General features: G+C 58.5%; 17 protein-coding genes. 8 read left to right on the top strand and 9 right to left on the bottom strand.

Annotated features, from left to right (window positions below; all coding sequences use genetic code 11):
* Window positions 1–88 precede the first annotated feature (88 nt).
* From CKW32_RS09760 to CKW32_RS09750, 3 genes are all read left to right on the top strand, one after another.
* The gene (locus CKW32_RS09760) at window positions 89–1588 is read left to right on the top strand and encodes an ATPase domain-containing protein (protein ID WP_032885743.1); all 1500 of its coding nucleotides are present in this window, start codon (window positions 89–91) and stop codon (window positions 1586–1588) included.
* Window positions 1588–3258 (top strand): response regulator, encoded by a 1671-nt coding sequence (locus CKW32_RS09755; RefSeq protein ID WP_095184747.1) that lies wholly within the window; start codon window positions 1588–1590, stop codon window positions 3256–3258. The genes CKW32_RS09760 and CKW32_RS09755 overlap by 1 nt, the downstream gene beginning before the upstream one ends.
* Before the next feature lie 151 nt (window positions 3259–3409).
* The gene (locus CKW32_RS09750; RefSeq protein WP_143499353.1) at window positions 3410–8128 is read left to right on the top strand and encodes a hypothetical protein; all 4719 of its coding nucleotides are present in this window, start codon (window positions 3410–3412) and stop codon (window positions 8126–8128) included.
* Between the two features lie 34 nt (window positions 8129–8162).
* Here CKW32_RS09750 and CKW32_RS09745 read toward each other — a convergent pair whose 3' ends face one another.
* The 5 genes from CKW32_RS09745 to CKW32_RS09725 all read right to left on the bottom strand — a co-directional run bounded on the left by CKW32_RS09745 (window position 8163) and on the right by CKW32_RS09725 (window position 14730).
* Entirely contained in the window at window positions 8163–8540 is a 378-nt protein-coding gene (locus CKW32_RS09745; RefSeq protein WP_032885674.1) for a response regulator, read from the bottom strand.
* 78 nt (window positions 8541–8618) lie between these two features.
* Entirely contained in the window at window positions 8619–9812 is a 1194-nt protein-coding gene (locus CKW32_RS09740; RefSeq protein WP_095184745.1) for a hybrid sensor histidine kinase/response regulator, read from the bottom strand.
* On the bottom strand, window positions 9806–10405 hold the full coding sequence (locus CKW32_RS09735) for a chemotaxis protein CheB (RefSeq protein WP_032885676.1): 600 nt from the start codon (window positions 10403–10405) through the stop codon (window positions 9806–9808). The genes CKW32_RS09740 and CKW32_RS09735 overlap by 7 nt, the downstream gene beginning before the upstream one ends.
* On the bottom strand, window positions 10402–11232 hold the full coding sequence (locus CKW32_RS09730; protein ID WP_177326419.1) for a protein-glutamate O-methyltransferase CheR: 831 nt from the start codon (window positions 11230–11232) through the stop codon (window positions 10402–10404). The genes CKW32_RS09735 and CKW32_RS09730 overlap by 4 nt, the downstream gene beginning before the upstream one ends.
* Window positions 11233–14730, bottom strand: a complete 3498-nt coding sequence (locus tag CKW32_RS09725) for a response regulator (RefSeq protein WP_095185024.1) — start codon at window positions 14728–14730, stop codon at window positions 11233–11235. It abuts the gene before it with no gap.
* A 239-nt stretch (window positions 14731–14969) separates the two neighbouring features.
* Between CKW32_RS09725 and CKW32_RS09720 the strand changes: the two genes are divergently transcribed.
* From CKW32_RS09720 to CKW32_RS09700, 4 genes are all read left to right on the top strand, one after another.
* Window positions 14970–15335: a response regulator gene (locus CKW32_RS09720; protein WP_032885677.1), complete on the top strand. Its 366-nt coding sequence runs from the start codon at window positions 14970–14972 to the stop codon at window positions 15333–15335.
* A 219-nt stretch (window positions 15336–15554) separates the two neighbouring features.
* On the top strand, window positions 15555–16955 hold the full coding sequence (locus CKW32_RS09710; RefSeq protein ID WP_095184743.1) for a DUF1254 domain-containing protein: 1401 nt from the start codon (window positions 15555–15557) through the stop codon (window positions 16953–16955).
* Between the two features lie 116 nt (window positions 16956–17071).
* Window positions 17072–18622 carry a J domain-containing protein gene (locus tag CKW32_RS09705; protein WP_095184742.1) on the top strand — a complete coding sequence of 517 codons (1551 nt, stop codon included), beginning with the start codon at window positions 17072–17074 and terminating at the stop codon, window positions 18620–18622.
* Window positions 18619–19602, top strand: coding sequence for a DUF3829 domain-containing protein (locus CKW32_RS09700; RefSeq protein WP_095184741.1), 984 nt, complete (start codon window positions 18619–18621; stop codon window positions 19600–19602). Before CKW32_RS09705 ends, CKW32_RS09700 begins: the two co-directional genes overlap by 4 nt.
* Here the strand turns inward: CKW32_RS09700 and CKW32_RS09695 are convergent.
* Both CKW32_RS09695 and CKW32_RS09690 read right to left on the bottom strand, forming a co-directional pair.
* Entirely contained in the window at window positions 19599–20270 is a 672-nt protein-coding gene (locus CKW32_RS09695; RefSeq protein WP_032885681.1) for a DUF3313 domain-containing protein, read from the bottom strand. The two genes, CKW32_RS09700 and CKW32_RS09695, sit on opposite strands and share 4 nt — an antisense overlap.
* A gap of 122 nt (window positions 20271–20392) precedes the next feature.
* Entirely contained in the window at window positions 20393–20887 is a 495-nt protein-coding gene (locus CKW32_RS09690; RefSeq protein WP_095184740.1) for a hypothetical protein, read from the bottom strand.
* Between the two features lie 163 nt (window positions 20888–21050).
* Between CKW32_RS09690 and CKW32_RS09685 the strand changes: the two genes are divergently transcribed.
* Window positions 21051–21740 carry an aspartate/glutamate racemase family protein gene (locus CKW32_RS09685; protein WP_032885683.1) on the top strand — a complete coding sequence of 230 codons (690 nt, stop codon included), beginning with the start codon at window positions 21051–21053 and terminating at the stop codon, window positions 21738–21740.
* On the opposite strand, the gene CKW32_RS09680 is transcribed toward CKW32_RS09685, so the two are convergent.
* The gene (locus CKW32_RS09680) at window positions 21737–22249 is read right to left on the bottom strand and encodes a GNAT family N-acetyltransferase (protein ID WP_032885684.1); all 513 of its coding nucleotides are present in this window, start codon (window positions 22247–22249) and stop codon (window positions 21737–21739) included. The genes CKW32_RS09685 and CKW32_RS09680 overlap by 4 nt on opposite strands.
* 61 nt (window positions 22250–22310) lie before the next feature.
* Window positions 22311–23381 (bottom strand): DUF1176 domain-containing protein, encoded by a 1071-nt coding sequence (locus tag CKW32_RS09675; protein WP_095184739.1) that lies wholly within the window; start codon window positions 23379–23381, stop codon window positions 22311–22313.
* Between the last annotated feature and the right edge of the window lie 9 nt (window positions 23382–23390).

Raw genomic sequence — 23390 nt, 5'->3', positions numbered from 1 at the left:
TGAACGGTTGCATAGTGCCACGGTCAAGTAAACATGGCGTGTTGTGACGAACATGCCCTTCCACTTGTACGTGACCCGAGGGCACTTCTTGTCTACATCCAAAGAGCTGTTCAGTGAAAAGGCGGCCACCGGCATCGAAGGTCTTGATGACATTCTTGCCGGGGGGCTATCGCGCAGCCACCTGTTTTTGCTGGAAGGTGAACCTGGTACCGGTAAAACCACCGTGGCCCTGCATTTCCTTCAGGCCGGGGCAAAAAACGGCGAGCGATCCTTGTACATCACCTTGTCGGAGACTGAGCGCGAGTTGCGCCAGGGCGCCAAATCCCACGGTTGGGACCTGGATGACAACATCCATATTTTTGAGCTGACCCCACCGGAAAGCTTGCTAAATGCCGAGCACCAACAGAGCCTGCTGTATTCCTCTGACCTTGAGCTGGGTGAAGCTACGCGGCAGATCTTTGAGGTGGTGGAACGGGTCAAGCCGACCCGCGTGGTCGTCGACAGCCTCTCTGAGATCCGCCTGCTGGCGCAGAGTTCGTTGCGTTATCGCCGGCAGATCCTCGCCATCAAGCACTACTTCGTGCGTTATGACGCCACCGTACTGCTGTTGGACGACCTGACCACTGAATCCCTGGATAAAACCGTGCACAGCGTGGCTCACGGCGTGATCCGTCTGGAAGAGTTGACGCCGAACTACGGTGCCGAACGCCGCCGGGTTCGTGTGGTGAAGTACCGTGGACAGAAGTATCGCGGCGGTTTCCACGACTTCACCATCATGCAGGACGGGGTGCATGTATTCCCTCGCCTGGTGGCCGCCGAACACCGCGGTGGTTACAACCGCCAGACGCTCACCAGCGGCATCAGCGAGATGGACTCATTGTTGGGCGGCGGTATCGAGACGGGCTCCAGCAGCCTGATTCTCGGCCCGGCCGGTACCGGCAAATCGTTGATCTCGATGATCTTCGCTGCCGCCGCCGTGTTACGCGGCGAAAAGGCAGCGCTGTTTATCTTCGACGAAGAGCTGGGGTTGTTGTTTGAACGCATGAAAAACATGGGTATCGACCTTGAAGCGCTGCAGGCCACCGGCAACTTGATGATCGAACAAGTGGACGCTGCCGAACTGTCCCCTGGCGAGTTCTCCCACCGGGTGCGCCGCGCTATCGACGAAGGGGGTATCAAAACCGTGGTGATCGACAGCATCAACGGTTACCAGGCGGCGATGCCTGAAGAAAATGCGCTGATCCTGCACATGCACGAGTTGCTGCTGTACCTCAACCGTCGCGGTGCGGCGACCTTCATGACAGTCGCTCAACACGGGTTGGTGGGTGACATGCAAGCACCGGTCGACATCACCTACCTGGCCGACACAGTGATTCTGCTGCGTTACTTCGAAGCGCTGGGCAAAGTCCGCCGGGCGATTTCGATCATCAAGAAACGTACCGGCGCCCACGAGTCGACCATTCGTGAATACCGCATCAGCAACCGTGGCTTGACCGTCGGCGAGCCCTTGGACAACTTCCAGGGCGTACTGCGCGGCATCCCGACCTACATGGGCGCAGGCTCCCCTTTGCTCAAGGATGAGCAATAGTGCCGAATCTACTTGGCGTTTCCGAACGCGCGATCATCCTGGCGCCAGTGGGGCGCGACAGTTCACTGGCGTTGATGATGCTCAACGAAGCCGGTTACTCCGGCATCGTCGCGACCCACCTGCCGATGCTGTGCGACGCGATGGAAGAAGGTGCAGGTCTGTTGATCATTGCCGCCGAAGCCTTGCGCGGTATCGATCTGGAGCCTCTGCTGGAAAAACTGCACCAGCAGCCCGCTTGGTCGGATATGCCCATCGTGCTGATGACCCATCACGGCGGCAGCGAACAGAACGGTTCGTCCCACCTCAGTGGCCTGCTCGGCAATGTGACCTTCCTGGAGCGGCCCTTCCACCCGGTGACCCTGATCAGCCTGGTCAGCGCTGCTCTGCGCGGCCGTCGTCGCCAGTACGAGGCGCGTGACCGCCTGATCGACTTGAGCGAAAGCGAACTGCGCCTGCAACGCACACTTGAAACCCTTGAACAACAAGTCGAAGAGCGCACCGCGCAACTGCGCCACAACGAAGAGGCGCTGCGCCAATCACAGAAAATGGAAGCCGTCGGCCAATTGACGGGCGGTATCGCCCACGACTTCAACAATATGCTCACCGGGATTATCGGCAGCCTCGAGTTACTGCGCAGGCGCGTGTCCCGTGGCAAGTTGGACGACCTCGATAGCCTCATCGATCTTGGCGTCACGTCAGCTAACCGCGCAGCCGGATTGACCCATCGGTTGCTAGCGTTTTCCCGCCGGCAATCCTTGGACTCCAAACCGGTCAATATCAATGAACTGGTCAGCTCCATGGGTGAACTGCTGGAACGCAGCATCAATGAAAGCATTACCCTTGAGATGCAACTCACCGACCAGCCTTGGACAGCTGAAGCCGACCCCAATCAGCTGGAAAGCGCCCTGCTCAACCTGGTGCTCAATGCCCGCGATGCAATGCCCAACGGCGGCAAGCTGACGGTGGAAACGTCGAATCGGCACCTGGACAGCGTTTTCACCGCTGCTTTTGGCACCCTGCCTCCAGGCGATTACGTTGAGCTGAGCATCAGTGATAACGGCTGCGGCATCCCACAAAGCGTGATTGGCCGTGTGTTCGATCCCTTCTTTACCACCAAGCCGATCGGCCAAGGCACCGGCCTTGGTTTATCGATGATCTACGGCTTCGCCCGTCAGTCCCGCGGACACGTCACCCTGCACAGCGAGGTGGGCCTTGGGACGACCGTCAGCTTGTTCCTGCCACGTTTTCTGGGTGAGACCGTCGTGCCCGCACCCGTCGACCCTGCGTTGCTGCCATTTGCCAATTCCGGGGAGACCGTGCTGATCGTCGAAGACGATCCCGCCGTACGCGTGCTGGTCAGCGCAGTACTTAAAGAGCTGGGTTATGGGTTTGTTGAGGCAGAGGACGCCAATACGGCATTGCCGATCATTGAATCTGAACAGCGGATCGACCTGTTGATCAGCGATGTCGGCTTGCCCGGCATGAACGGCAGACAAATGGCAGAGATCGGCCGGCAGATGCGGCCGGATCTGAAGGTATTGTTTATTACCGGCTATGCCGAACATGCCGCCGTGCGCGGGGGTTTTCTCGACCCTGGCATGCAGTTGATTACCAAGCCATTTACCTTTGATTTGTTGACGGCGAAGGTGCGGGAGATGATCCGGGCGTGATGTGATGCATTTATTGCTTGCGGCACAGCCAGGTCAAGAGGGAAAAGTTCGGAAATCATTGGCGTCGGGATAAGCGGAATCGCCAGAACGGTTTTGGGTACTGACAGTGACACCTAGGGTGTTCCTCCCTGCCGACCTGACGAGCTAGCCAATGATCCCATCCCGTAATGATGTAGTGCTCAGTCATCACCTCCCGATGAACGTCAACGCGCCACTGACGTCCGTAGATCAACCCCAGTTCAATAAGCCTGGGCTCAGGACTGAAGGTCCCGTCCCCTCCCATGACACCGCCCGTTCCGAGGGCGACAGCCTTCTGGCCGAGATTTATGGCAAGGCACTCCTTCGCTTGACTGATGTTGAAAGTCAGGATCGGGAGGTGATGATAGAAAACATTCCTCCCAACTCCACATTCGGTCAGTGGTGGGCGCAATTAGGGCGAGCGATGCAGTCCGATGATGTCAAGGAGTGGATGAGACACATCGGGGTGGATAGCCGCACAGTGAAAATCACGCCCGAATCGGGTCAAGTATCTTTCAAAGTTCAGCGCTATATCACCGCATCACCAGTGACACAGACGCATGGCCAGGAAGACAAGCAGTGGTCCGGGGTAAGCGGCCCTGTCGTTGAGGCGGCGAAGGTCATAGCGGCCGGCAACGGACTTTCCACTTTCTCCCCGCCGTTGTCCGAACACAGCAACAGCGCGCCGTTATGGCTGGTGAAGCGCTTCTATCGGGAGCCCGAAAAATCGTCAGTCGCAGAGCGCCAGGACAGAGCGGCGCAATTGGCGCAGGATAAATCCTTTGCGCAGCTACCCGCCGGCCTTCAAGAGGCGCGCAGTGAGGAGGCACTCACAGGGCAAAAGAAGGCCCTGGGAGATAAGAATACCCGCCGTGATGCCGCGTTTGCGTTCACGCATCTCGCCATGCTTTTAAAGCGTGGCGATCTTCCCTCCGAGCTGATTCTTGATCACCTGCAGAAAAACAACGTCCAGATCGCCCCCGACAGCAGCTATCCAGAAGCTGCGATGAACACATGGGGCGAAGCCACACTTGAGCACTACCTGCAGGCAAACGGTTGGGATATTCCCACCAATCACCAGGAAGCGGAGAATCTCGCCGCGGCCCTCCTCCGACCAGAACCCCAACACCCGCCCCATGGCAACTATGGTGGTGCACTGGCATGGCCGATACCACTCGACACCCGCAGCCAGTGGCAACTGAGGGCAAACCTACGTCACGGCAAGATCAGCGACATTGACCTGAAGCCTTTCAAGAGCGTGCTGGAGTACCTGGCGCAAGACGCGACATTCGAGCCTTCCGAGTTACGTCATCCTCAACGGGTCATCGACAGGTTGATCCAGTCGCCCAGGGGGCAGGCACTTGGCGAAGCACTGCAGAGCAGTTTCGATGCAAAGTCTGTGAAAGGCAGTCCCAACGACTGGCTGCTGGCTGCGCTGAGTATTGACCGTAAGGTTCAACCAGGCGCTCCCAGAGGCTACGTAGCGGGCATTTCTACCTTGGGCCCTAATGTTTTCGGGAAGCCCGTAGCGGGCATCGTCAAGGACCTGAGCGACTACCTGGTGTCCTCAGGCCAAGCATCGTCGCCCGAGAAAGCCTCGCTGCAAGCCCACCTGCTGTTGGCAAGTCGTACGCCGGAGTTGCTGGTCAAGGACATCCCCGAAAGCCTGACCTTCGGCTCTCACAGTTGGGTCAGTTTTGTTACCGCCGTCGGGCGCCTTGAGGCCAAGGCAGCGGGATCAACGGCGGCGATGACCTACGGCGAAGTGATGCTGCAAGCGGCGATCGCACCGATCTCTGAAGAGGAGCGCCGTACTGAGTTCCTTGTCCAGCAGGAAGCGCTCAAGGACTGGGGGCGTGCCAATGGCTTGCCTTACCCTGAAAACGAAACGCAGATGAACGCAGTGCGCAACGCGTTTCATGTTCGGATCGCTGAATTGAAAACTGCCAGCGACGCGCAACGTGCACCGATGCCGATAGCCAGGGACATGGCGCGGGAACAGTTACAGAAGGCGCTGCCGCACATGGCTGCGGCACTGTTTGATGAAAAGTGCATCACGCTGGAGCCTTCTGTTGCGGATTTCCCCGGACCTTATTCGGTCCTGGATTTGTACATGGATGGAAGAAGTGCACATGGCGCACCCACCGCCCAACCCGATGCTTTTTATAGAGCGCTCTTCACCGACGGATCCCCCTACTCGCCCAGCAGGTTTGTTTCGTCAGCCTCTGGCGTCAATATCAGCGAGGTCCTGAAAACGATAAAACAACTCCCTCATCTTTCCTCGGCCTTCAAAAGTGCGTTTTCGGCGTACTGCTCAGGCATGGAAAAAAGCCTGGGCACGCAAGTCAAACACTTGATATCGCAACAACCCATTTCCACGCGAAATAATCTTGAACTCGGAAAATTAACTATTGTTAAAGAGCAATACATTGACTATTCACCCTTCTCTCTCATGCCGAAAATACGCGAGCGTGACGATCACAACCTGTTGGTCAAAACTGAACGCATGGGTCAGGTTCATACCTACGAGATAGATCTAAAACACGCAAAAATTACCGAACGTACCGACCTGGGCGATTTTCGACCTGGAAGATTCCCAACCGGTCACACCCATCCTGATAGAAAACTTGTCCAGGTGATTCCCGACACACCGTCCGCGTCAGGCCTCACGGATGAAAAAACTGGCGCAGCCGCCACGCCCGATAGCTTTAACAGTGAACGTACCTCTTATATTGCCGATGCGTTTATCAAACACATCAATATCAAAGCACTCACAATGGAGGCCCAACAACAAACGACCTTTGACACTGAGGAGCCTTTTCACAAAAAGGTGCGTGAGTTCATGTTGAATCTGATCCCATTAAGGTCGGCGATTTTCAACTTTCAAAACGGTGATTACGCTGAAGGCGTTTTGGATCTGACATTGGATGTGTTTGGTTTTATCGTCGGGGCCGGTGCGGCGGCAAAGGGCGCCAAAGCAATGATGTCCGGCGCTTCCGCACTCAGCAAGCTGCTCCACGGCGCTAAGATTGTCGGGCGTACAGCCATAGGAAGTCTTAATCCCTTCGACGGCGCAACGGACCTCGCCAAGGGGGCCTTTTACCTCGCGAAAACTGGTTCCACATCAGTACTAAAGGGTTTTAGAACACTGACTCATTCTGCTGGCAGTTATGACCTGGTGTCCGCCAGTAAACGTTTCGACGCGGCCTCGGTGGGAACATTCAAGGTCAACAACGAGTTCATTGAAGCACCGGCAACCCTTCTCGATGGAAAGTGGTACGCCTTCAACCCGGCAACCGGGCAACCCTACGGCCCTGCCATAAAAGACTTCCTGCCTTCGGTACACAGCAATGATTTGGGAAGTTTTGCGACAGCAACGGACCCTGCAAAAAGAATAAGTGGCGCGGTGGTCGGCGACTGGAAGAAATCCGTTAGAACCCATCGAGAAGGGCCAGATAAAGAGGCGTTTGACCGCGGCTATATTTACGGAGACCCGCGGAAGATCAGTGGCTACTCCAATAAGATGTCATTGGCTGACTTAATGAAGCTTGGCGCCAGTAAAACCCTGACATCAGAACAGGTCGGCATGTTGGTCAAAAAATATGACGACATGGCCTATCAGTTCGGTAAAAACACATCGGCGCGATTTATAGGCAACATTGAGCCGCGCTTCGGCGACGTTACGCCTATGCCCCAAATCATTTACCTCACCCAAACAGGGCAATTGTCTGATGGTCAGTGCGCGGCTCTCGCACGTGCCATGGCAACGGCGATGGCGCAAGGCAAGGAGCAAGTGTTAATCAAGAATATGTACACCGCCGCGGCCTTTGCTTTAGATCCGGCCTCCAGGGATTTTGTCGCCAAGCTCAGTAAAGTCCAAAGCAAAACGGGTGGCCAAAGTGCCTTCCACGCAGGACAGCCCACCCGCCAGGTTTCCATTCAAGACATGGTCAGAGAGCTGTCCAATTCGACGGTTTCGAAATCATTAATGATCGACTCTCCAGGCCATGCGATGGCCGCAGGAGTAAAAGTCGATGGCGGGTATAAAACGTATTACTTTTATGATCCCAACCATGGTCTCGCCAACTTCTCAAGCGCAGAGGCGATGCAAAAAGGCTTAGAAAAACTGACGCGTGACAAGAAACTTCAGCCCCCCTATAAAACCCATAGCACCGACCCAACAAAGTTGGAATTCAAGGTCTTTGATCACACGGATGACTGGCAGCAAAAAAACAGCGTTTTCAATCTGGACGTCAACAGCTTGTACAGCGCCCCCCTCACTCCGTCCGGCCCCCAAAAACTGTCTAACACTCAGTTGAGACAGAACTTGGAAATACTGCACAAAGCGCCGGGTAATCAGGGCCTGGTTTGTTACGAGGCGTCTATGCGGGTGGGGCAGGCTGAAAAAAGCCTTTCATCTGAAGTGTACGATGCTGTCATAAAGGCTACAGACCGCAGCGGCGGCACAAACTATTCGCCGCATTACCTGGACCTGATGGGAATCAAAACAGATAACCTCCAAACGGTGTTCAACAGCGCTGACATTACAGAGTCCGGGCTATTGAATTTCAAGCATACCAATGAGGGCGAAGCGTTCGCGCACACCGTCTACATCCAAAAAACCAAAGACAATCAGTTGTACCTTTTCAACACTAATAGTCCGGATCTGGATATGGCCATGATCAAAAATGGCAACCTCCCGGTAATTAGCGGCGGTATGACGGTCTATCCACTGAGCAACGACAAAGGTCTGCAGGCCTTCCTCAATGGTATTGACGGAAAACGCGGTTGGCAGTTCGCGTACACGCCAGCCAGTACGCTCAACGCCAATGTTCAAAGGTTAAAACGTTAACGATTGAATTGAGTGGCGCCCACGCGCCACTTTTTCACGCCAGCAAGCGTTGGATATGCTCGTGCAGGGTATCCAGGTCAAACGGCTTGGCCAGGATCGGCGCATTGCGCGTGATCGGGCTGTTGCATTCGAGAATTTCCTGCGGGTAACCGCTGATAAAAATGACCTTCAATTCCGGTCGCAACTGGATCGCCGGTTCTGCGATCTGTACCCCGGAAATCCCGCCCGGCAGACGGTAGTCGGTGACCATCAGGTCCAAGTGCGGCTTGGTCGCCAGAATCTCGAACGCTTGCTTGCCGTCGATCGCCTTCAGGACCCGATAACCCAGGCCTGCCAGGTATTCACCCAGCACAAACATAATGGATTCGTCGTCCTCGACGATCAGTACGACATCTTGTGCATCTTCACTCATGGGAAGCCTTCGTTCGGTCAATTGCTGCAAGTACGACCATGGGGTCACGCAGAGGTTGCGTCGAAGTGACGATTGATTTCACGCTGACGTTTCAAGGGGCAGACACACCCGAAACAGCGCGCCCTCGCCTATCTGGCTTTCGACCTCGATGGTGCCGCCATGGGCCGCAACGATCTGCTCGGAAATAAACAGCCCAAGGCCCAGGCCCGCCGCCACTTGGCTGGCAGACACGCGCTCGAACTGCTGGAAAATACGCTTCTGGTTCTCTGCACTGATGCCGATACCGTGGTCGCGCACTTCGACCCGAGCTTCGCCATGCTCGCTGTACACCTGCACCTCCACCGGGCTTTTGGCCCCGTAGCGCAAGGCGTTGGTCAGCAGGTTGGTGACTACCTGCTCAATGCGGAACTCATCCCAGTTCCCTTCGACGGGCCCTTGCACAACCAGTTGCATCGACGAGTCGGCGGCTGCCACTTGTGGCGCGAAGTTCTCCACCAGGTTGCTGACCAGTTGCGCGAGGTCAAACCTTGCGGGGCGGATCGACAGTTTGCCGGTGCGAATGCGCGACACATCAAGCATGTCTTCAATCAGGCGAATCAAGCTTTTGATCTGCCGCTCATCGCGGTCAACCATCGCGTGCATCTTGTCCAGGGTGAACGCGGCGGCGTTATCCCGTGCCAGGTGCATCTTGCGTAGCTGTGTCTCCAGGATCAGCCCGTTAAGGGGCGTACGCACCTCATGGGCGACAATCGACATAAAGTCATCACGCATGCGCACAGCCTGTTCCAACTCGGCCTGGGTGGCCTGCAGGCGGTTCAGCAACTGCTCCTGCTCGCGGCGGCTGCGCTCCAACGCTTCAACCTGTTGCTTCATGGCCTTGCTTTGGCGGTACAAGTCGACGAAGACATTGACCTTGCTCTTCACCGCGTGGATATCCAGCGGTTTATGCAGGAAGTCCACCGCGCCGCTCTCGTAGCCCTTGAAGGCGTAGTTGAGTTCGCGGCCGGCGGCACTGACGAACACGATCGGGATGTTCTTGGTTTTTTCGGTGCCTCGCATCAGTTCGGCCAATTCAAAACCGTTCATGCCGGGCATCTGCACGTCGAGAATCGCCATGGCGAATTCGTGTTCCAGTAACAGGGACAAGGCCTCGTCGGCGCTCAACGCTTTGAAGACCTGGCGATCCTCGCGTTTGATCAGCGCTTCGAGAGCCAGCAGGTTCTCCGGCAGATCGTCGACGATCAGCAGTTTGGCCTGGAAGGTACTTAACATGGGGAGGATTCCAGCAAAGCCAGCAACGAGCCAATTTGGCTCAGCGTGAGAATATGGTCAGGTGTATGCAAGGCCAGGGCCGCTAGCGGCATCACCGAAATACGCGCCTCGGCGGGGTCTTGCACGACGGTGATCCCCCCCGAGCGCTTGACATGGGCTAACCCTTTCGCGCCGTCCTGGTTGGCGCCGGTCAGCAGAATAGCCAGCAAGTTTTTGCCATAGGCATCAGCGGCGGACGCGAACAGGTAATCGATGGCGGGCCGGGAATGATGCACGCGATCCTCCTGGCTCAGGGACAGACTGCGGTCATGCTCCACCGACAGGTGATAGCCGGGACCGGCGAAATACAGGGAGCCCGCTGCAATAATTTCTTTGTCACGAGCTTCAAGGACCGGGATACGCAAGCGCCGCGCAAATACCTCGGCCAGCTGGCTGCGGCGCTCATCTGGCAGGTGCAGCACGGCAATGATCGGCAATCCAAAGCCCGCAGGCAGCTCGCCAAAAATATGCAGCAACGCCTCCACACCGCCGGCAGACGCGCCGACGACGATGGCTTCAATCCCGCGAATCGGGCTGGCTTGCGCGTCGTTCATGATTTCCGGTAGATCCGCTCTTGCTTGACCAAGGCTTCGAACTGCTTGCTGTAGGCAGAAAAATCCAGGGTTTCCTTACTGCCCAGCACCAGGAAGCCGCGATGGCACAGCGACTCATGAAACAACCCAAACGCCCTGTCTTGCAACTTTTTATTGAAGTATATCAGTACGTTACGGCATGAAATTAATTGAGTTTCTGAGAACACGCTATCGGTCGCCAGGCTGTGATCAGCAAAGGTCACGTTCTCGCGCAGCGTCTTGTCGAAGATCGCGTAATCGTAAGCCGCCGTGTAGTAGTCGGCAAATGAACGCTGCCCACCCGCCTGCTGATAGTTGGCGGTGTAGGCGCGCACGTTCTCCAGGGAAAAGATGCCCTGCTTGGCTTTATCGAGCGAGGCAGGATTGATGTCCGTCGCATAGATGATCGTGCGCTCCAGCAGCCCTTCTTCGCGCAGGAGGATCGCCATGGAGTACACCTCCTCCCCTGTGCTGCAGCCGGCGATCCAGATCTTGATCGACGGATAGGTTTTGAGCAGCGGCACGACTTCCTGGCGGATCGCCAGGAAGTGCGACGGGTCGCGAAACATCTCGCTCACCGGGATCGTGAGAAATTGCAGCAATTGCATGAATGCCGCTGGATCATGCAGCACCCGTTCCTGCAACGCCGAAATGGTCGCGCAGTCGAACTGGCGCAGGGCGTGAGCCACACGGCGTTTGACCGACGCACCCGAGTAGTCGCGAAAGTCATAGCTGTACTTGAGGTATATCGCCTCAATCAGCAGGCGCAGCTCAATGTCGCTGCTCTTGTCCAAAAAAACGTGCTCCACTTAAATGCGTTCCATCTTGGGTAGCCATACGCGAATCAGTGAGAACAGACGGTCCAGATCGATCGGCTTTGCCAAGTAATCGTTGGAACCCGCCGCGAGGCAGCGCTCCTGATCGTCCTTCATGGCCTTGGCCGTCACCGCAATAATCGGCAGCTTCTTCCAACGCGGGTCCTGGCGGATCAGGGCGGTGGCTTCGTAACCGTCCATCTCCGGCATCATCACGTCCATCAGCACCAGGTCGATATCGTCGACTTCATTGAGTTTCTCGATGGCTTCACGGCCGTTACGCCCGATCACCACCACGGCACCTTTATGCTCCAGGGCGCTGGTGAGGGCGAAGATGTTGCGCACATCGTCGTCCACCAACAGGATCTTGCGCCCCTCGAAGACCTTGTCGCGGCTGCGGGCAGTCTTGAGCATCTTCTGGCGGTCATGGGACAGCTGGGATTCGACTTTGTGCAGAAAGAGTGTGACTTCGTCCAGCAGGCGCTCAGGCGAACGGGCGCCCTTGATGATGATTGAGCGCGAGTACTTGCGCAGCTCGGCCTCTTCATCACGGGTGAGGTTACGCCCGGTGTAGACAATCACTGGCGGGAACGAGCAAATGTCCTCGGTGGCCATGCGCTTGAGCAGCTCGTTGCCGAGCATGTCAGGCAGCTTGAGGTCGATGATCATGCAGTCGTAGACGTTGGTGCGCAGCAGCTCCAACGCGGCCTGGGCGTAACCGACATCGGTAATTTCGATGTCATCGTCGCCGATCAGGCGGGCAATGCTATCGCGTTGCAGGTCGTCGTCTTCAACCAGCAATACGCGCTTGACCTTTTGGGTCAGCTTGGCTTCCAGGCGCGCAAATACGTCCTTGAGCTCCTCGCGGGTGGTGGGTTTCACCGCATACCCGATGGCGCCCATGTGCATGGCAGCTTCGACTCGGTCTTCGACGGATATCACATGCACCGGGATATGACGGGTACTGGCGTGCTCCTTGAGGCGTTGCAACACGGTCAACCCGGAATGGTCCGGCAGGCGCATGTCCAGCAGGATTGCATCGGGGATGTATTCCTCGGCCAGGCTATAACCCTCATCCGCACCGTGGGCGACCAGGCATTGGTAGCCCAGCTCGTGGGCCAGGTCGAACAGGATGCGCGCGAAGTTAGGCTCGTCTTCTACCACCAGGATGCAGCGCGTGGTGAACGGTGCCTTGTCGCGGTCGTCGGCAAAGCGCGGGATGAGTTTAGTGTCGGTCACCGGTAACGGCGACACTTTGATCGGCGTTGGTGCCGGCACTACGACGGCCTGGCGCGGCTGCTCGATCGGCGGCGCGTCTTCGGCGCGCTCCACGTACTGCTCCGGCAATACCAGCGTGAAAACGCTGCCCTTGCCCGGTTCACTGGTTACGCTGATGTAGCCACCCAGCAAGGCCGCCAGGTCCCGGGAGATCGACAGGCCCAGGCCGGTACCGCCGTAACGCCGGTTGGTGGTGCCATCGGCCTGGCGGAAGGCTTCGAAGATGCTTTCCTGCTGGTCCGGAGCAATGCCGATCCCGGAATCTCGCACGGTAAAGGCAATGCCCCCTTCCGATGCGCTTGATACCGACAGGCTGACCTGGCCCTGTTCAGTGAACTTGACTGCGTTAGACAGCAGGTTCTTGAGGATCTGCTCCAGGCGCTGGCGGTCGGTGTACAGCATGATCGGCGCACCTGGCTGGATCTCCACCTGGAACCCCAACTTGCGGTCGGCGGCCAGCGGCTCGAACATCCCGCGCAGACCGTCCACAAGACGCGTCACGCTGGAGTTTTCCGGGCGCACTTCCAGTTTGCCGGCTTCCACCTTGGAAATATCCAGGATGTCGTTGATCAGGTTGAGCAGGTCATTACCGGCCGAATAGATCGATTCGGCGAACTTGACCTGTTCGGCACTGAGGTTGTCCTGGGGGTTTTCCGCCAGCAATTTGGCCAGAATCAACGAGCTGTTCAGCGGCGTGCGCAGTTCGTGGGACATGTTGGCGAGGAATTCAGACTTGTATTTGCTGGACCGCTGCAACTCTTCGGCGCGGTCTTCCAGTTCTACCTGAGCCTGATTGAGCTGGATGTTCTTGCGGTCCATGGCGTCGCGCTGTTCGGCCAGGGTCTGGGCCTGCTCGGCCAATTGTTCGTTAGTCTGCTCCAGCTCTGCTTGTTGGGTCTCCAGGTGGGCCTGGGATTCCTTGAGGATGCGTGACTGCTCTTCCAACTCTTCGTTGGCGGTCTTGAGCTCTTCCTGCTGCACTTGCAGCTCTTCGTTGAGCTGCTGGGTTTCGGCCAGCACTTCCTGCAGGCGCTGGCGATAACGCGCGGCTTCGATGGAGGTGCCGATGTTGCCGCCGATGAGTTCCAGCAACTCAACGTCACGGTCCTCCAGCGGGCGCAGGAAGCCGAGTTCGACTACCCCGTTGACGCGGTCATCATCGCTGGTCGGCATCACCAGCACGCTGCGGGTGGCGCCTTCGCCGAGGCCGGAACTGACTTTAAAGTAGTCCACCGGCACGTCGTCCAGACGAATCAGGCGATCCAGCTGGGCAGCCTGCCCAACGATGCCTTCGTCACTGTAGATCGATTGTTCCAGTTGCTCCTGGTCACGGGAGAAGCCATAAGTGGCGACCCGCTTGAGGCCGCCGTGCTCTTCGCGTACATACAGCGCCGCAACCGCCGAGCCCATGTACTGGGCGAAAAATTGCAGGATATTGCGCCCCAGCATGTTCAGGGTCAGTTGACCCAGCACTTGTTCGGCCAGCTCGGTTTGCCCGTTGCGCAACCAAGCCTGCTGTTCGAGGCGCCGTGCAATCTTCTGCTGAGACGCGAGGGTTGCGGCGTAACTCTGTGATAGAGCAAGTAAATTCTTCCGGCCGATATACGCCAGAAAGCCACTCAAACCGAGTACGAATACCAGGTACAAGGTGACACTGATCACCGTGGTGCGCGTCACGTCCTCATTGCGAGTGAGGCGAAGCTGTTGCTCCATCGCCACCGCATCGTCGTACTCCTTGCGAATCTCATCGGTGAGGCGCTTGCCGCGGCCAGCCTTGACCGCGCCGCGGTAATCACCGCTTTGGCGCTGCATATCGATCATCGACTGGGCGTATTTATTCCACTCGTCCTGCATGGCCTCAAGGCGTTTGAGGCGGTCGACCTGTTGCGGGTTATCGGCCACCAGTTCCTGCAAATTGCGCAGGTCGGCAATGATGCGCGGCTTAGCCACTTCGTATGGGTCGAGGAAATGCTCGTCGCCGGTAATCAGGAAACCACGCATGCCGGTTTCCAAGTCCACGGTGAGCTTGGACGACTCGTTAAGGTTATTGATTACCCGATCGGTGTGCTCAACCCACTTGATCACCGTTAGCAAATAGGTAATCAGGCAGACGAAAAACACGGCGCTCAGCACACCCACACCCAGGGGCAATGCCACGTTCCGGCTCAGGAGGTTACGAAAGCTCTTTTCATCGACGGACGACGCAGGAGTCATGGGCATGCCTTGGCCAAATACGGAAAAACCGGGAGTTTGCCCCAAACTGGCGGGCAAGACCATTTTTCTAAAGCTGTTTTGTACAGATTCCTACAGCGGAACAAGCTATTCTCCCTAGCCTTTTGTATTGCATTGTTTTTACCGCTTGCGGGAACTTGTCTACAGGCCGCGCTTACTCAAGGAAGAGGCCTGTCAGAACGGCAGCCGGTAAACCTCGCCTTTTTTGGGAATTCCATATTATGTCCACAGTCATCTCCACCATCCTTGTCGTTGAAGACGACGCCATCGTGCGCATGCTGATCGTCGATGTGCTTGAGGAGTTGGAGTTCAAGGTGCTTGAAGCAGGCGACGCTGAAAAGGCCTTGGAACAGGTTAAAGATACTGACCAGGTGATTGACCTGATGATGACCGACGTTGGCTTGCCCGATATGGACGGCAAGCAACTGGCAACCAAAGTGCGTGAGCTGCGCCCCTCCCTGCCCATCCTGTTCGCCAGCGGCTATGCCGAAAACATCGATGTGCCTGACGGCATGCAGGTGATTGCCAAGCCGTTTTCCATCGATCAACTGCGTGACAAAGTCAAAGCGATGCTGCCCCACGTTTGACACTCGTCGCCGCCCTGCCCCGTTACTCATTCAATAGGACGCTAGCGCGATCGTGTCCCTCAACGCACGCGCCAAAAGACTTCGAGCGCAACTGGGTGCAAACTTCGTCCGGCAAACACGGGTTCAGCTTTTTACGGTTGTATGCGCCGACCGAGGCCAACGTCGATAAAAGCTGAAAACTGGAAGACATCACCCCTGCTCATTAAGAGACGCAACAACATGATCAAACAACCGACGCGCCTGCTGTTGGCGAGCCTCTCGATACTCATGAGTACCGGCGCCTTGGCCGATTTCACCGCGACCCCGAGCGAAGCTCGGGCTATCGCCAAGGAAGCGTATCTGTATGGCTACCCGGTCGTGCAGATGTACAAGACGCTTTACACCCAGGCCGTTGATAAAGGCGGTGCCAACTTCAAGGCGCCGTTCAACCGGATAGGCAACACCGCCCAAGTGTTTACGCCCAAAGACACGGCGTCCGTGACCCCGAGCTCCGACACGGCCTACTCGTTTGTATGGATGGACCTGCGCAGCGAGCCGCTGGTGCTGACGTTGCCGAAGATCGAAGACAACCGTTACTACTCGGTGCAGTTGATCGACCTCTACACGCAAAACTTCGCCTACCTGGGCACCCGCAGCACCGGCAACAACGGCGGCCACTACATGATCGCCGGCCCGGACTGGAAAGGTCAGCAGCCGGTGGACGTTGACCGCGTGGTGTACAGCGAAAGCAATATCGCCTACGCCCTGTACCGCACGCAGCTGTTCGATGAAAAAGACCTGAACAAGGTCAAGCAGATCCAGAGCGGCTACAAAGTGCAGTCCCTGAGCAGCTATGTGAAACAAGCCGCGCCGGCCAAGGCGCCGAAGGTCGAATGGCCCAAGCCTACGGCGACCATGGTCGAAGGCCCGCAGCTGTTCCGCTACCTGAACTTCATGCTCTCCTTCGCCGCCCCTCAGGACAGTGAAAAAGAGCTGCTCGCGCGTTTTGCCAGGATCGGCATCGCCCCCGGCGCACCCTTCGCGCTCAACCAGTTGACCGCCGAGCAGCGCAAAGCCCTGGAAGATGGCATCAGCGATGCCCGCGCTGAATTTGCAGCGTTCAAAAAAGACAGGATCGACACGCATCAAGTGTCCAGCGGTGATTTGTTCGGCAGTCGCGACCATCTGCAAAACAACTACCTGTACCGCTACGCCGCTGCGGACATGGGGATCTTCGGCAACTCCAGCGACGAGGCCGCTTACCTCGAGTACGTCGTCGACAGCGAAGGCAAACCTGCCAACGGTGCGCGCCACAGTTACACCGTGCATTTCGCCAAGGACCAACTGCCGCCAGCCGATGCGTTCTGGTCCCTGACCCTGTACGACGCAAAGACCAAGTTGCTGGTGCCCAACCACAAGAAACGCTACCTGATCAACTCGCACATGTTGCCTGATCTCAAGCGCGACGCCGATGGCGGCGTGACCCTGGCGCTACAGCACCATGAGCCACCGAAAGCCGAACAGAGCAACTGGTTGCCGGCTCCACCCGGCCCATTCTTCGCTGTGCTGCGCATCTACCTGCCCAAGCCTGAGGTAGGTTCCGGTCAATGGAAGCTACCGCCACTGGCACCGCTTAAGTGACACCTCGCGCCCGGTCGCAACAGCGCTGGACCGGGCGCGCCCTGCCCCATACCGTTGGAATATCACGCCGTAAAACAGGCATGGCGCCTGCGATTGTCTAGGGAGCTGTACCGCACATGACTTGCTGGAATGTCCTCGGACTGACACCGGATGCCGATAGCCGTACGATCAAGCGCCAATACGCCGCCTTGCTGAAACAGACCCGCCCGGACGATGACCCGCAGGGCTTTCAGCGCCTGCGCGAAGCCTATGAGGCTGCACTGGCGTGGAACCCGGACGAGCAGGTCGCTGATGACGTGCTGGTCGAGACGCCCGACCAAACCCTCGCTCAGCATTACGAAGCGGCCATGGCCGATGGCACCGCGCTGTTGCTGGAAGTCCACCTGTTACAGCGCTGCATCGAAGGCGATCTGAATGCCGAAGACACCCGGTGGGCCTTCGAAACCTTCAACTGGCTGACTGCCTGGCAACGCCTGGAACTGCCCAGCGCGTTAATCAGCGCCCTGGAGTTCCAGCAACGGACCCAATTGCAGACCCCCTTGCACCAAGCCCTTGGCCAGCAAGACGACGCTGCGTTCCTGGCGGCCTACGCCGCTACACCCAACGCGCATGCCTGGGTGAACAATCATCCCCATGCCGAGTGGTTCAACGAATGGTTGGCCAGACTGCTTGCCAACCATCATTACTGGTCGAGCACTGTATTCGAAGCGGTTTGCGCCGGACAAAACTGGCACGGTGGCGCAGATCATGGGTGCCCCGCTGGAGACTGGGCGCAGATGTTGAAGCGCCAAGAAGGTCCTGCTTTTATGGCGCACCAACGTGCATTGGCCGCACAACCGCCCGACAGCCCGCAACAGCGTGCCGCGCGCTTGCTACTGGCACCCATGAGCCTTGGCCAGCGCCGTGCCTTTGCCCAGCGCTTCGACGAAGACGACTGGAAGGCCTGCAAGACGTTGAGTGCCGATATTTATGCCGACCACGTCAGCGTTGCCGAAGGCATGCCCGGTGGCACGGTGTATTTCTGGCAGGGCTGGGAGGCCTCCATGGACAGCTGGCCGTGGATCGTTGCGCTGGTGCTCAGTTGCCTGGTGGGTGTGCTGGTAAAGGCCGAAGCCTTGGCCGGCAAAGTAATACCGACCCTGGGCCAGGGCATTCTGTGGTCGATCAGCGCCGTGGTGTGTGCGGGCATAGCCTGGCAGGCCTGGCGACCGCTGGCCCACCATTACCGCGTGCTGGATGAACAGCTCAGCCAACGCTTGCCCCGCTGGCTCAGCCCGACCCACTTGCCGTTGCTGCCGATACGTGACCTGGTACCGGGTCTCATTCTGGCCGCAGCGTTGGGTTATGTGTTCAGCCCGTTCGCCAGTTTGACCCTGGCGGTCGCACTGGCGCTGGTGGGTTTGATCAAGCGGCCGTTCATGAATCACCACACCCCGTGGACCGCCCGGCATCCACGCTGGGCCGTCCTGGGCGGCGCGCTTTGTCTTGTTGGCGCGGTCGCGCTCTATGCCGGGCTGAAGATGCTCGACAACCAGCACCTGGTTACCCGCAACCAAGGTCTGCAGCAGTGGACCGAACGCCTGTGCAGCCGCATGCCACGTAGCGTGGTTGAGTGCCAGGCGCCTGCCACCCAAGTACAGTGGTACGGCCAGGAGGGCAAGCCATGAATCCAAAATGGTTGTTACCCATAAGCATCGCATTGGGCCTTGGCCTGCTCGGGGTGGCCAGCGCCACCAGACCGTTGCAAAAAGTGCAACTGTGGCTGGACCAGCGCGACAGTCCCTACACTGCCAGAGCCAGTGCCCTGGCACCGATCATTGATTGCGTGAACCGCGTCGACCGGGACACGCGCCTCGCGTATTACCCCATTCCCGAAGTGGAGCCCGACAAGCCCACCCTCGATACCTATGGCGACCGCAACGAGCCCGAGCCGTACCTTATCCAGCGGTCGGTATGTTCGCAGCAGTACACGGTGAAGCTGGAACGCCAGGCGCCCGACAGCAACTTGCTCGCCGCCGCCGGTGCCTACGCGCAAGCGTTGTACAACGTCACGGCACTGGCCGATGGGGTTACTCGCGTGCAGGCGCGCAGCCTGGCGCCGACAACGCAGGAAATAGCGTCAGAGGCCGCTGGCAAGCAATTGCTGCTGGCCTACGATCAGGTCGTCGAAAAGTACCTGACGGCGTCCACTTCTCTGCGCCAACAGTTGGCGGATGAAGACCTGAGTGTGCGTCCCGCGCAACTGGCGTTGCTGGAAGCGCGCTTTGGCCGAGACATGCAGTGGCACTTGCTCAACTACATGATCGCGGCGCGCCAGGCGGTGAACCAGATCGAGCAAGGCGTGCGCGACGCCAACCTGACCCCGCAGCGCGTGGCTGACTTGACAGAGGGGGTACGCAAGGCCGCCGAGGACAGCAGAGTCTTTCTCAATGCCATGCCCAGCAGAAGGCTGGACGATGAGGCGATTTACCTCTGGTACAACATCAAGGCGCCTGCCGATGAATACCTCAAGGCGTTGACCACCCTGCACCAGGACTGGCAGGACCACGCCGCGCCGCAGCAGTTGAGTGACGACTATTACCGCGTCACCCGCCGCTACGACGCCCTGCTCAGCTATTACAACCGCCTGGCCAGAAATGCGTTCTAGTGGTTTCTGAGCTTTACATAGGACTGATGCAGGTCCGACGCCCAGCCATCGATCACGCTTTTGACGTCATCGGCCTTCATTACCTGGGCAGCATTGTCCAACGGCTTGCCGGTGCCTTTGCGCACCACCTGGGCGATCACCTTGCCAGTGGCCCCGTCGAGGAACTGCGCTTCGGTCCCCAAAGTGGTTTCCTGGTCACGGATGCCGGTACCGGTACTCACCGCCGCTGCCACCAAGGCCACCGGGACGAATTCATAGGGTTTCAGGCCCTCGGTCTTGCTGCTGACGGCGGTGATTGCCGCGCGCACCACGATCACGCCAGGGCCGGGCGCGCTGGCCAGGGGCAGTGACTTGGCCAGCTCACGCTTGAGCGCTTGGTTGTAGTAGGCGTTGATACCGTTGAGGGTGCTCTCGGGGATTTTCGCGGTGGCGTGGGGTTTGGGGTAGAACTGAGTCGGTTCGATGTACGCCGCGTTGTAGCGGCTCAGGTCCAGCTTGGGATCGACCCAGCGCATCACCACGGCGCCCGACGGCGACTGGGCTTGTTTGAGTTGGCTGTAGTCGGACAGAAAGCCCGAATACTCATCCGGTTGCGTGACCTTGCTGGCGCAACCGGTCATCCCCAGCGTGGCGATACACAGCGCGCCGATCATTAGCCTTAGTTTCATCATCGAACTCCTTGGCGGTCATCATCGAAACAGTGAGCTGTAGGTATAGCCAATCCTGGGGAATACGCCTTATTTAGCCTCGGGCATTTGCCAGGCCTGGGATCGGCGTCAAAGCTGACGACTCAAGCGCGATCGCGCGGGATCAGGCTTTGTAATTGCGAAGCCAGGAAGTTGGCGTCGAAGCCGAAGGTGTCGGGGTCTTTCAGACCATTGGTTTTCTTCCACTGCCAGTCGTTCTTGTCGGCCGCCAGCACCAGCGAGACGCTGCCGTGGCGGGCTGCGGTCAAGCCCATCACCGCGACGGAAATCGAACCGCCCGCCCCCATCACATCCGGCACGAACTCCACGGTTTTGCCGGTGATCTGCACAATGAGCTTCTCAGTCTTGAAGGTGGACGTCTCCACCGGCACGCTCGGGCCGCTGGCCACATAGGCTTCACGATTGACTTCCAGCAGCCCGACGGTTTTGACCGGTTCCAGCCACAGCTCAATCTGCCCGAACAACTCGCCGAGCTTTTGCGCCCAGCGGGCTGACTGCACGTCGAATTGCTGTTTTTTGTGGGCTTCGCTGTCGGCGTAATGACGAAGCATCTCGCCCAGTTGTTGTACATCGTCCATTGCGGATTTCCTTGGGTGAGCCAGGTTGCGAAGACTGATCATGGCAGATGCGGCGGTTCGCCGTACGCCTTAAAACTGCACCGGTCATTTGGCTGGCAACTGCGTATGACTATTGGTTGGCCAGTGGGTAAGGTGAAGTCACATCCCTTGTCAGGAACATCACATGCGCACCATCGGCCTTATCGGCGGCATGAGCTGGGAGTCCAGCGCCGAGTATTACCGCATCATCAACCAGCGTGTGCGCGACCAGCTGGGCCCGCTGCGCTCGGCGCAACTGTTGATGTACAGCGTGGATTTCGGCCCAGTGGAACAGGCCCAGCATGCGGGGCGTTGGGATGACACCGCGCAGATCCTCGAAGATGCTGCACGCCGCCTGCAGGCTGGCGGCGCCGAGTGTGTGGTGCTGTGTACCAACACGATGCATAAAGTGGCGCCGCGCATCGAAGCGGCGGTGTCGATTCCGTTCCTGCACATCGCCGATGCAGCCGGTTTGGCCGCAGTGGAGGCCGGCACGCTGACGGTCGGTTTGTTGGGCACCGCATTCACCATGGAGCAGGACTTTCTCAAGTCCCGCCTGACCGATCACGGCCTGACGGTGTTGGTGCCGGACACGGATGAGCGTAAGGATGTGCACCGCATCATCTACGAAGAGTTGTGTGTGGGCGTGATCAGCGACACTTCACGCCAGATCTATCAACGGGTGATCAAATCCCTGGCCGCCCGTGGCGCCCAGGCAATCATTCTTGGTTGCACGGAAATAGGCCTGTTGATCAAGCCCGAACACAGCGACCTGCCGCTGCTGGACACCACCGAGCTGCATGCGCAGGCTGCGGTGGCGTTTGCTCTGGGTTAACCCCGCTGGCGCAGACGGGCCATGCTGACGGTGTCGACAAACACACCGTCACGCAGGGCGTAATCGCGCAGCAGCCCTTCCACCTCGAAACCGAATTTACGGTACAGGTGTTGCGCGGCTTCGTTGTCGGCGTACACCGTTAACTCCACGCGGTGAAGATTCATCCAGTTGTCAGCCACGTCCAGCGCAGCGCTCAACAGACGCGACCCCACCCCCTTGCCCTGCCAGGCCGGCGCAACGCCCATGCCGAACGAACCCACATGGGCCTGGCGCACGCGCAGGTACTGTTCCAAGCCGAGTTGGCCGATCACCTCGCCGCCGTGCACGGCCACTAGTTGCAGCCGACGCTCGTTGTCCATCACCAGCTTGTTGCGCCAGGCCTCCACCGATTGGTAAGGCATTTGCAGCACCTGTCGACACACCGCCGGTTCGTTATAGAGCGCTGCGACGCCCTCAAGATGGGCCTCGGTAAAGCGCTGGATCACGATATGGGGTTCAGGTGTGTGCATGGCGTTTCATCCTTTGAAAGACACGTGGCCAGCCAGTGTAGAGGCCCTGCCCGCCCGATGGCTAGGGCGCTGGCGCCGTCGACCACAACGCCGGCCAATCACCGTAACCCACCCCAGTGCAGCGCGGCATGGACAGCAGTTCACTGAGCTGGAAACCCTTGCCGTCAAACACCCAGACGGCGCCCGCACCACAATCGCCAATTCCCCGGAGCTTGTAGAAATAACTCAAGGTGCCACTGGCTGCGTCATATCCCACAGAGCCTTGCAGTGGCTCGATCCCTAATGGCAAGGGCTCAAGCTGCATCGGGGTTTCGGCATACGGCGCCTGGCGCTGGCGGCTGACCACATCGTATTCACAGTTGTAGGCCGCGCAGTCATAACGCACCACGGTCATCGCCTGCTGCGCCGTAAGGGCACCAGCGTTCGCCTCGGGTGCGCTGCCGGTGCCGTTGTCCTCGGGCGTGACGGTGTGCAACGCGGCCGCTATCAGGCCGGCCTGCTCCTGCGCAGTCAACATCGGTGCTCCTGGGAATTTGCGCAGCGCCGGTGTCGGCAAACGTGCAGGCACGGCGCTGGCCGCGCCCTTACCTGGGCGGGCCAAGGCCGTGACGTTATCCACCCGCCCCTGCACCGCATCCATCAAAAGCAGTGAAGCGCTCAGCCCACTCAGCGACACATGCGCCTGTTCATCCCCCGGCAATTGCAGGCGCTGGCCGTTACGCAAACGCTGCAACCAACGCCGCGCCACTGCCTCCTCGATCACGCCATAGGACTGCACCTCGGGATCACCGCCCTGATCGTCCAGTTCAACGTGCAGACCCTGCGTCAACTCCAGCCCCAGCGGCTGGCCGTCCAACAGCAGGGTCGACAGGTCGAGCGCCTCACCGCGGTGGTCGAAGCGCAAACGCAGGTAACCTTCAGGCCCGGCCTGATGCCAGATATGCAAAGTCAGCGAGCTGTAGTCCTCCTCGTCGACGCCACTGGGTGCGCTGAGGGCATGGCAATTACGCAGGTTGTCGCAACCCGTGACCCAATTCTTGATTTCCCGGAGCAAGGGAACGGTTTCAGTGTTGGTTTGAGCGAAGGTGGCAGTGCTAGTCAACAGCAAGGCCAGGAGTGCGGGGCGCAGCATGGGGACTCT

It is taken from the genome of Pseudomonas sp. Irchel 3H9 (assembly GCF_900187495.1).
Classification (GTDB): domain Bacteria; phylum Pseudomonadota; class Gammaproteobacteria; order Pseudomonadales; family Pseudomonadaceae; genus Aquipseudomonas; species Aquipseudomonas sivasensis.
Note: the sequence above shows the minus strand (reverse complement) of the source record. Positions and strands in the feature narration are given on the sequence as shown.